Origin of the sequence: Mesorhizobium sp. M1A.F.Ca.IN.020.06.1.1 (genome assembly GCF_004023265.1) — a bacterium.
Taxonomy (GTDB): Bacteria; Pseudomonadota; Alphaproteobacteria; order Rhizobiales; family Rhizobiaceae; genus Mesorhizobium.
This window is the reverse complement of sequence record NZ_RZSR01000114.1, coordinates 1-9437: the sequence shown is the minus strand read 5'-3', so window position 1 is coordinate 9437 and position 9437 is coordinate 1. Positions and strand designations below refer to the sequence as shown.

General features: G+C 64.6%; 10 protein-coding genes and 1 pseudogene. 5 read left to right on the top strand and 6 right to left on the bottom strand.

The annotated features are described in order from the left end of the window. The 4 genes and pseudogenes from EOA60_RS07815 to EOA60_RS07800 all read left to right on the top strand — a co-directional run. Positions 1 to 624, top strand: a pseudogene (locus EOA60_RS07815) (amidase family protein); the annotation flags it as partial. Positions 625 to 626: 2 nt separating this feature from the next. Further along, on the top strand, positions 627 to 1526 hold the full coding sequence (locus EOA60_RS07810; RefSeq protein ID WP_067002475.1) for a LysR family transcriptional regulator: 900 nt from the start codon (positions 627 to 629) through the stop codon (positions 1524 to 1526). Positions 1527 to 1707: 181 nt separating this feature from the next. Then, positions 1708 to 2376: a DUF1007 family protein gene (locus EOA60_RS07805; RefSeq protein ID WP_095800641.1), complete on the top strand. Its 669-nt coding sequence runs from the start codon at positions 1708 to 1710 to the stop codon at positions 2374 to 2376. A gap of 6 nt (positions 2377 to 2382) precedes the next feature. After that, positions 2383 to 3600, top strand: a complete 1218-nt coding sequence (locus EOA60_RS07800; protein WP_095823411.1) for a nickel/cobalt transporter — start codon at positions 2383 to 2385, stop codon at positions 3598 to 3600. A 15-nt stretch (positions 3601 to 3615) separates the two neighbouring features. On the opposite strand, the gene denD is transcribed toward EOA60_RS07800, so the two are convergent. From denD to EOA60_RS07780, 4 genes are read right to left on the bottom strand one after another with little or no spacing between them, the layout of a single operon-like run. Continuing rightward, on the bottom strand, positions 3616 to 4590 hold the full coding sequence (gene denD, locus EOA60_RS07795; RefSeq protein WP_095800464.1) for a D-erythronate dehydrogenase: 975 nt from the start codon (positions 4588 to 4590) through the stop codon (positions 3616 to 3618). Between the two features lies 1 nt (position 4591). After that, the gene (locus tag EOA60_RS07790) at positions 4592 to 4798 is read right to left on the bottom strand and encodes a hypothetical protein (RefSeq protein WP_095823412.1); all 207 of its coding nucleotides are present in this window, start codon (positions 4796 to 4798) and stop codon (positions 4592 to 4594) included. Positions 4799 to 4834: 36 nt separating this feature from the next. Continuing rightward, positions 4835 to 5815, bottom strand: a complete 981-nt coding sequence (locus EOA60_RS07785; RefSeq protein ID WP_095823413.1) for a cation diffusion facilitator family transporter — start codon at positions 5813 to 5815, stop codon at positions 4835 to 4837. 13 nt (positions 5816 to 5828) lie between these two features. After that, complete coding sequence (locus EOA60_RS07780) at positions 5829 to 6515, bottom strand: GNAT family protein (protein ID WP_095823583.1); 687 nt, start codon at positions 6513 to 6515, stop codon at positions 5829 to 5831. Between the two features lie 83 nt (positions 6516 to 6598). Between EOA60_RS07780 and EOA60_RS07775 the strand changes: the two genes are divergently transcribed. Continuing rightward, a complete protein-coding gene (locus EOA60_RS07775; RefSeq protein WP_095823414.1) occupies positions 6599 to 7783 on the top strand; it encodes a pyridoxal phosphate-dependent aminotransferase in 1185 nt (394 codons plus the stop codon). A 13-nt stretch (positions 7784 to 7796) separates the two neighbouring features. Here EOA60_RS07775 and EOA60_RS07770 read toward each other — a convergent pair whose 3' ends face one another. Then, positions 7797 to 8549, bottom strand: a complete 753-nt coding sequence (locus EOA60_RS07770; RefSeq protein ID WP_082953977.1) for an SDR family oxidoreductase — start codon at positions 8547 to 8549, stop codon at positions 7797 to 7799. A 279-nt stretch (positions 8550 to 8828) separates the two neighbouring features. After that, positions 8829 to 9437 (bottom strand): tellurite resistance TerB family protein (locus tag EOA60_RS07765; protein WP_164899223.1); only part of this gene is annotated, 609 nt, incomplete at its 5' end.

Genomic DNA, 9437 nt, shown 5'->3' with positions numbered 1-9437 from the left:
CCACACCAGCATCCGCTCAACCGCCCGCTGTCGATCGGCTGGCTCGATGCCTTTGTTTCCGGGCCGACGGAAGCCGCCGAATATGCGCGGATGAAGGCACAGGCAGCAGCCGTCCTCGGCGAGCCGACCGAAACCGAACACGCCTTCGCCTCCTCCCCGGATGATCTCTACTGGTGCTTTCGTCGACTGCAGGCCTTCGAGGCCTGGCAGGTGCATGGCGGCTGGATTTCGGCAGGCGATCACGGACTCGGTCCGGGTGTCGACGAGCGTTTCGGCTTCGGCCGCACGATCGATGCAAAGACGGTCGAAGCCGAAACGGCGCGTCGGGCAGCCTTCCGTTCCGAGTTCGGCAAGCTGCTCGGCAACGACGGCTTTCTTGTTCTGCCGACGGTGCCGGGCGCAGCGCCACTGAAGACCAGCACGCCGGAGCAGTTCCAGGCCTATCGCGAAAGGGCGCTGCATCTTTTGTGCCTGGCCGGGTTGTCGGGCTTCCCGCAGATCACCTTGCCGCTCGGTTCCGTCGACGGCGCGCCCTTCGGCCTGTCGCTGCTCGGCCCTTTCGGCAGCGACGTCGCCCTGATAGGGCTCGGCCGCACGATTCTGGATGCGGCCCGAAAGGTCTGATCATGGATACATTGACCCGCATGCGCGCCTTCATCGACGTGGTCGAGGCCGAAGGCTTCTCGGCCGCCGCGCGCAAGATCGGCCGTTCCAAGGCGCTGCTGTCGAAATATGTGCGCGAGCTGGAGGACGAACTCGGCGCGCTGTTGTTGAACCGTACCACGCGGCAGTTCTCGCTGACCGAAGCCGGTCACACCTATTATCAGCGCGCCTCCGAAATCGTGCGCGAGGTCGACAGCCTGGCCGATGCCGTGCGCGAATCTTCCGGCGACGTGCGCGGCCGCATCAAGCTCTCGGCTGCGCGCACCTTCGCCGACGCGCCGATTGGCCAGTCGCTGATCGATTTTGCCAAGCAACATCCGGACATCGTTCTCGACATCCATCTCGACGACCGCTTCGTCGATCTGGTCGAGGAAGGCTTCGATGTCGCCGTGCGCATTTCGCGGCTGGAGAACTCGTCGCTGATCGCGCGGCGCCTCGGGCCGTTTTCGATCAAGCTCTGCGCGTCGCCGGACCTGCTCGCAAAGCATGGCACCCCGACCCGCCCGCAGGATCTTTCCAACATGCCCTGCATCGTCGACACCAACGGCCGCTCTTTAGCCAACTGGCGCTTCAAGGGAGACGGCGAGGATTCGGTGAGCGTCACCGTGTCGGGGCCGATCGAGGTCAACAGTCCGATGGCGGCGAGAGCAGCCGCCGTGTCGGGCCTGGGCTTCACCATCCTGCCGGATTTCATCGCTGCGCCCGAAGTCGCGTCGGGCAAGCTGGTGACGGTGCTCGACGACCGCATCCTCTCGGGCAGTGGCATCTTCGCGGTCTATCCGCATCGCCGCTATTTGCCCGCCAAGGTCCGTGTCTTCGTCGATTTCCTGGTGCACTGGTTCAGGACGCGCGACGCTGCGTGAAGCACGTCCCCCGAAGGTGGGAACCGTTTTCGGCACAAGGACATGCGCAGAATCAGAGCCTGAAAGCGCATCGGGCGAATCTGGAAAGAGCACGACGCTCTCCGAGAGCGCGTCCCAATTTCGCCCCCTTTCTGTTAACTCTCGGAGCCCACTCCCAAAGTCGATGGAATCGCGGCCCGGAATGCACCTGAAACGGCAAGCAACCATACTGGCTTCGGCAATTGCGGCCACCTTTGCCGCGGTAGAGCCCGCCCAGGTGCACCCGCACGTCTTCGCCGAGGCTCGCCTCGACGTCATCCTCAGCGCGGATCACCAAAGTGTGACGGCGCTGCGCCACCTTTGGCGCTTCGACGATCTGTTTTCGAGTACAGTGATGATGGAGTTCGACAAGAACTCCGATCTGAAGCTTGACGACAAAGAGCTCAAGGAAGTGGCCGACACCGTCCATTCCTCGCTGGCCGAGTTCAACTATTTCCAGCTGGTCACGCAGGACGGCAAGGACGTGCCCATGGTCCCTCCGCCGCATCTGATGGCGAGCTTCGACAACGACCAGCTGATCATTCTGTTCGAGTCGCAGCCGAAGACGCCGATCAAGCTCGCCGGCAAGATCGACATCGGCGTCTACGATCCGACCTTCTACACGGCGATCGACTTCACCGACGACGCCAACCTCACCGTTGAGGGATTGCCCGCGAATTGCACCAAGAAGGTGATCCGTCCCGATCCGGACGAAGCGATCAAGGAAAACCAGAAGACCCTGACGGAAGCCTTCTTCAACGATCCGACAGGCACCGACATGAGCAAGATCTTCGCCACCAAGCTCGAACTGAACTGTCCGCCGGAAGGATAATCGGTGATGAAACCGTCGCTGCGCTTGGCGCTCGGCCTCGCGGCCGCCACCTTGGTCATGACGCATTTACCTGGCGTCGCCCATGCCCAGAGCTCGCTCGGCATCGGCACCAATGACGGCATGGCGCCGAGCACGACCGGTCCGTTCGCCCATATCCTGATGTGGATCAATCTCAGGCAGCAGGAATTCTACCATTCGCTGGCGGCCGCGATGAAAGCCATGCGCCAGGACGGCAGCAAGCTCTGGCTTCTGGTCGGCCTGTCCTTCGCCTACGGCATTTTCCACGCCGCCGGGCCCGGCCACGGCAAGGCGGTGATTTCGTCCTACATGGTCGCCAACGAAGTGGCGCTGAAGCGCGGGATCATGCTGTCCTTCGTCTCGGCGCTGCTGCAGGGGCTGACCGCGGTCGTCGTCATGATGCTTGCCTATTTCGTGCTGCGCGGCACGGCGGTGTCGATGACCGACGCGGCATGGTTTCTTGAGATCTCCAGTTATGTGCTGGTGACGCTGTTCGGCGCCTGGCTACTGTGGCGCAAGGCGGGCCCGGCCATTCTTCGGCGGTTCGGCGCCGGTCCGGCCTACAGCCTGTCGGCGGCCCATGCCGGCCACTCGCGTGGCGGGCACTCGCATGCTCACGCGCATGCCCATGCCGGTCATTCCCACTCCCATTCGCATTCCGCGCATGCCCACTCGACGCACTCGCACGCGCATCACGACCATGATCATGCCGCGCATTCGCATGCGCACAGCGATGAGGCGACTGATCACAAGGCGCATGATCACGACCACGCGGCGCACGACCATGCTCACGCTGGGCATCATCACCACGGCCCGGGCGAAGTCTGCGACACCTGCGGCCATTCGCACGCGCCGGATCCGGCGCTGCTTTCGGGCGATCGCTTCGACTGGAAGACCGCCTGGTCGGCGGTGGCCGCCGTCGGCATCCGCCCCTGCTCCGGCGCGCTGATCGTGCTGAGCTTCGCGCTCCTCAACGGACTCTGGCTCGGCGGCCTGCTCTCGGTGCTCGCCATGTCGATCGGCACCGCGATCACCGTCTCAGCGCTGGCGACGATCGCGGTGACGGCCAAGAACTGGGCTGTCTATTTCGCCGGCGACGGACGCATCGGCAACCGCATCCATTCGATCGTCGAGATCGGCGGCGCCGCCTTCATCTTCGTCGTTGGCCTGCTGCTCTTGTCGGCCAGCCTGACGGGCGGCGTCTGAAGCCGACCGGAACTGTCACCCAATCTTTCCGTCGAGTTCGTCCTCGATATAGGCGCGGATGATCTCGTCGAAATTCTTCTCGGCGACAAAACCCAGTTCCCGCGAGCGGCGCGCCTCGAAGCGCGTCGGCCAGCCTCTGACGATCGCCCAGATCGTTTCGTCGGGCTGCTCGCGGATCCGTTTGACCACCTCGGCGCCGGCTATGCGCGCGAGCGCTTCGATCTGCTCGCCGACCGTGACGGCCACGCCGGGCATGGTGAGATTGCGCCGCGGCCCGACCTTATCGCCATCGATTTCGGCCGCATGGATCAGGAAATTCACCGCCGATCGCGGGCTGGCATGCGTGTGCAGCACCGAGCGCGGCACCGGCAGGATCGCCTCCTGGCCGCTGAGCGGCTCGCGGATAATCCCTGAGAAGAAGCTCGACGCCGCCTTGTTCGGCCTGCCCGGCCGCACGCAGATGGTGGGCAGCCGGATGCCGATGCCGTCGAAGACTCCGCGCCGCGAGTAGTCGGCAAGCAGCGCCTCACTGATCAGCTTCTGCGTGCCGTAGGAGGTGAGCGGCGTCGGATGGAACTCGTCCGGGATGACATCCGGGAACGGCGCGCCGAACACCGCGATCGACGAGGTGAAGACAAGGCGCGGCGCGAAGCCCGCCACCCGCACCGCGTCGAACAAAGCGCGCGTGCCGTCGAGATTGACGCGGTAGCCGAGGTCGAAATTGGCCTCCGCCTCGCCGGAAACGATGCCGGCGAGATGGAAAATCACGTCCGGGCGGGAAGCAACGAGCTTGGCCGTCGCACCGGGCGTGGAAAGATCGCCGGTGTGGATCGAGACATCGACTCCGGCGAGCGTCGGCGCCTGCGGCGGCACGATATCATGCAGATCGAGCGCGGTTATTTTGCGCCCGCGCAGCACACCGTCCTTGGCCAGCCTTGCGATCAGCTTGCGGCCAACCATGCCGGCGGCGCCGGTAATCAGAACTCTCATCTCATAGACCCTTCTTGCGTTGGCTGCGTCCGCGCAGCCACAGGACGACGAACAGCCCCACCATGAAGAGCGCGGCGATGACGACCGCAAGGACCGTCGAGACCTTGCAGGCGGCCAGCATGATGGTCGGCAGGAAATAGGCGGCGAGGCCGAACAGGAGCAGTATCCAGGCCGCGGCGATCGCCGCGTTGCGCGTCTCGCGATCCATCAGGCGCCGTCCCTCGATCCGAAGCTCATCACCGGCTCAGTGATAGTGGCGGCGATCGCGAGGCGCATCATGCACATGGTCGTGATCATGGTGATGATCGTGCTCGTCATGGCTGTCGGCGCACAGGCCGAACTCGGGCTCCACCGTTGCATGATCGATCCCGTGCTTCGCCGCAAGCCGCTTCTTGATGGCGCTCACCGCAGCATGCGCATCGACGCCGTCATTCAGGCAGGCATGCAGCGTCGCCATGTTGCTGGTGCCGTCGAGCGACCAGACATGCATGTGATGCACCTCCCGCACGCCCTTGACCGCGGCTTCCAGATCCTTGGCGATGAGATCGCGATCGAGGCTTGCCGGCACGCCTTCGAGCAGCACATGGGCGGCCTCGCGCATCAGCGACCACGCCGTCGACAGGATCAGCAGCGCCACTAGCACGGAGAGGATCGGATCGATCGGCGTCCAGCCGGTGGCGAGGATGATGAGGGCCGCAGCGATTGCCGCGGCCGAGCCAAGCAGGTCGCCCAGCACATGCAGTATGGCGCCGCGCATGTTGAGGCTCTCGCGGTCGCCGCCATGCAGCACGAGGAAGGAGGCGACGTTGACCAGCAGGCCGGCGACCGCCACCACCAGCATCGGCCCGCCCAGCACCGGCGCCGGGTGCATCAGCCGCCCCCAGGCCTCGTAGACGATCCAAAGCGCGATGACGAAGATGGCGATGCCGTTGGTGTAGGCGACCAGCGTCTTCACGCGAGCGAAGCCGTAGGTGAGACGCCCGGTAGCCGGACGTCCGGTGAGATGGAAGGCATACCAGGCAAGGCCGAGCGCGATCGCGTCCGCCAGCATATGGCCGGCATCCGCGAGCAGCGCCAGCGAGCCGGTGAGCCAGCCGCCGAGCGCCTCCGCGATCATGAAGCCGGCTGTCAGGCAGCCCGCGACGAGAACGCGCTTCTTGTCGGTCGACCCGTGCACGTCATCGGCGCCGTGGCTGTGGGCGTGTGAGCCGTGATCATGCGCCATCGCGCAACTCCTGCTACGCGCCGGACTCGGCGCGGAAATCCTCGAGCCGTCGCTTTTGGCGGCCCTCGCCATCGAAATTCGCCGGATCGAGCCAGGCCTCATAGGCCTTGCGCAGCGCCGGCCACTCCTTGTCGATGATCGAATACCACGCCGTATCGCGGTTTTCGCCCTTCACCACAAGATGCTGGCGGAAAATGCCTTCGAACTTGAAGCCGAAACGTTCCGCCGCACGTTTCGACGGCTCGTTGCGGTTGTTGCATTTCCATTCGTAGCGGCGATAGCCGAGCTCGTCGAAGGCATATTTGGTAAACAGGAACTGTGCTTCCGTCGCCTGCGGCCTGCGCGAGATCAGCGGCCCCCAATAGATGTTGCCGATCTCGATGACGCCGTTGGCGGCATCAATGCGCATCAGCGTCTGACGTCCGGCGACCTTGCCGCTCGCCTTGTCGATGACGGCGAAGAACAGCGGATCCTCGCTCGCCTCGACTTTGTCCAGCCATGGCTGGAAGGCGGCGCGGTTCTCGGGCGGATAGTCCGGCAGCCAGGCGAAGCGGCCTCCGGTATCCGACACCGACGACGCTTCATAGAGCCCGTCGCCGTGCTTTGACGCGCTCAGCGGTTCGAGCCGGACATAGCGACCTTCCAGCGCCTTGCGTTCGGGGCGCGGGCGTGCCTGCCAATTCTTCAGATTTTCCGACACCGACCGCTCCAATCCGTTTGACTTTTCCTGGCGCACGCTCACAAAAACGCTCGCCCACAGAAAGAACCACAGGGACGGGAAAAATGCTCCACACCATCGCGGCCTTCGATCGTCTCGGCGAGGAAAATGCCTTTGCGGTGCTCGCGCGGGCAACGGCGCTTGCCCATCAGGGCCGCGACATCATCAACCTCGGCATCGGCCAGCCCGACTTCAAGACGCCGCAGCATATCGTCGAGGCGGCGATTAAGGCGCTGCGCGACGGCCACCACGGCTACACGCCTGCCAACGGCCTTTTAGCCACGCGCGAGGCCGTCGTGCGCCGCACGCTGACCACCACCGGCGTCGAAGTATCGCCCGAGAGCGTGATGATCCTGCCCGGCGGCAAGCCGACCATGTTCGCCGCGATCCTGATGTTCGGCGAGCCGGGGGCGGAGATTCTTTATCCCGATCCCGGCTTTCCGATTTATCGTTCGATGATCGAGTTCACGGGTGCTGCTCCAATCCCGGTGCCGATCCGCGAGGAGAACGGCTTTGCCTTCTCGGCGGAAGAGACGCTGGCGCTCATCACGCCGAAGACGAGGCTGCTGATCCTAAACTCGCCCGCCAATCCGACCGGCGGCGTGACCGCGCGGGACGAGATCGCCAAACTCGTGAAGGGCTTGGAGAAGCACCCTGAGGTCGCGATCCTCTCCGACGAAATCTACGATGTCATGACCTATGGCGGCGAGACCCACTGCTCGCTGCTCAACTTTCCGGAACTCCGCGACAGGCTGATCGTGCTCAACGGCTGGTCCAAGACCTGGGCGATGACCGGCTGGCGCATGGGCTGGTCGATCTGGCCAAACGGCGAAAAGGGCGCCTATCTCTACGACAAGGTGCGCAAGCTTGCGGTCAACTGCTGGTCCTGCGTCAACGCGCCGAGCCAGTATGCCGGCATCGCCGCGATAGACGGCCCGCAGGACGATGTCGAAAAGATGATGCTCGCCTTCGACAACCGCAGGAAGATAGTGGTCGAAGGGCTGAACGCGCTCCCCGGCATTTCCTGCATCACGCCGAAGGGCGCCTTCTACGCCTTCCCCAATGTTTCGAAGACCGGCTGGAAGGCCAAGAAGCTTGCCTCGGCGCTGTTGGAGGATGCCGGCGTAGCGCTGATCGGCGGCCCCGATTTCGGCGTGCTCGGCGAAGGCTATGTCCGGCTTTCCTACGCCAATTCCGAGGAGAACATATTGCGAGCGCTGGAGCGGATCGAAGGGTTCTTGACGAAATAGAGCCTCAACCCCCTCACCCGCGGCCGACGAACGGCATCTTCGTCGCCATCACCGTCATGAACAGCACATTGGCGTCGAGCGGCAGGCTCGCCATGTGAAGCACCGCGTCGGCGACGCGCTGGACATCCATCACCGCTTCGGCGGCGATGGAGCCGTTGGCCTGCGGCACGCCGACGGTCATCGCCTGCGCCATCTCGGTCAGCGCATTGCCGATGTCGATCTGGCCGCAGGCAATGTCATAGGGCCGGCCGTCGAGCGCCAGGGTCTTGGTCAGGCCGGTGATGGCATGCTTGGTCGCCGTGTAGGGCGCTGAGCCCGGCCGCGGCGCATAGGCCGACACCGAGCCATTGTTGATGATGCGCCCACCCATCGGCTTTTGCCGGCGCATGACGCCGAAGGCGGCACGGGCGCATAGGAACGAGCCGGTCAGGTTGACGCCGACGACATCGTTCCAGACCTCGACCGGGATCTCGTCGATCAGCGTCGACTTGTAGCCCATGCCGGCATTGTTGAAGAGCAGGTCGACGCGCCCGAACGCCTCCACCACTGTCTCGAACATGTCGTCGACTTCGCCGGCCTTGCTGATGTCGCATGCAACGGCAAGCGCCCTGGCGCTGGTCTTCCCGGCCTCGGCGATCGCCTCCTCGAGCAGCGTCTTGCGGCGGCCGCAGAACACGGTGTTCCAGCCTGCCTTGAGCAGCGTGGTGGCGACGCTCTTGCCGATGCCGGTGCCGGCGCCGGTTACGATGGCTGTTTTCTCTGTCATGGCGGTCATCGTCCTCGCTCCCCGTCACTGCTGGAAGAAGACGTGGCATCGCAAATGACGGAGGGCGTGGCAAGCGGCTATTGTCGGCAAGAAAGCGGAGCCGACAAAAAGGGCGGTCATTGGCGACCGCCCCTCATCTGAACCGCGCTTGGGAGGAGGATAAGCCGGTCCGACTGGTTAGAATGATGCGCTTGCTGGGTTAACGAAAGATTAACGGCCAGCAGCACGTCCGATGCGCGTTTACCAACCGGCAATTTGCTGGCGCGGATCGGGCACGGTTCAAGCCGGCGCCTTCGCCGCCGAGACCGTCGCCTCGACATGGTCGACCAGCGCGTCCGGCAGGCCGAGGCGGCCGGCTAGCAGGTCGAGATAGCCGCGCTCCGTACGGGTGTCGGGATCGATGGTGAGGCGCGAGGCGGTGTAGAGCTCAACCTTCTGCGCATCGGTCTTGGCGCCGGCGATCAGGACGTCGAGATCGAGCGGGCGTTCAAGCTCATCCAGCAGAAATTTTTCCGCTTCGGCACCGATGCCGGCGAGCTTGAGCTTGTCGGCGATTTTCTGCCGCTCCTCGTCATCCACATGACCGTCCGCCTTGGCTGCGGAGATCATCGCCCGCACCAGGGTCAGCGTGAATTCGGCCTCGCCCTGCGGCGCCTGCGAGGGATGGAAGGCGGTGTCCTTGGGCGGCGGCAGCAACTCGGGCTCGCCGGCCACGGGTTCTTGTGCCGGCACATTGCCGGCCTTGTAGTTCTGGTAGGCCTTGTAGGCGAGGCCGCCAATGGCTGCCAGGCCGCCGAGCTTCATGGCAGCGCCCGTCACCTGTCGACCGGGGCCGGTGCCGAGCAGCACCGCCGCCAGCGCGCCGGCGGCGAGCGGATTGTCCTTCGC

What these genes read in the sequence shown, in the direction of transcription:
- EOA60_RS07785 (WP_095823413.1), bottom strand. Translation starts at nt 5,815, where the DNA reads ATGGCGCATGATCACGGCTCACACGCCCACAGCCACGGCGCCGATGAC.
- EOA60_RS07790 (WP_095823412.1), bottom strand. Translation starts at nt 4,798, where the DNA reads ATGGATCGCGAGACGCGCAACGCGGCGATCGCCGCGGCCTGGATACTG.
- EOA60_RS07805 (WP_095800641.1), top strand. Translation starts at nt 1,708, where the DNA reads ATGCACCTGAAACGGCAAGCAACCATACTGGCTTCGGCAATTGCGGCC.
- denD (WP_095800464.1), bottom strand. Translation starts at nt 4,590, where the DNA reads ATGAGAGTTCTGATTACCGGCGCCGCCGGCATGGTTGGCCGCAAGCTG.
- EOA60_RS07810 (WP_067002475.1), top strand. Translation starts at nt 627, where the DNA reads ATGGATACATTGACCCGCATGCGCGCCTTCATCGACGTGGTCGAGGCC.
- EOA60_RS07775 (WP_095823414.1), top strand. Translation starts at nt 6,599, where the DNA reads ATGCTCCACACCATCGCGGCCTTCGATCGTCTCGGCGAGGAAAATGCC.
- EOA60_RS07800 (WP_095823411.1), top strand. Translation starts at nt 2,383, where the DNA reads ATGAAACCGTCGCTGCGCTTGGCGCTCGGCCTCGCGGCCGCCACCTTG.
- EOA60_RS07770 (WP_082953977.1), bottom strand. Translation starts at nt 8,549, where the DNA reads ATGACAGAGAAAACAGCCATCGTAACCGGCGCCGGCACCGGCATCGGC.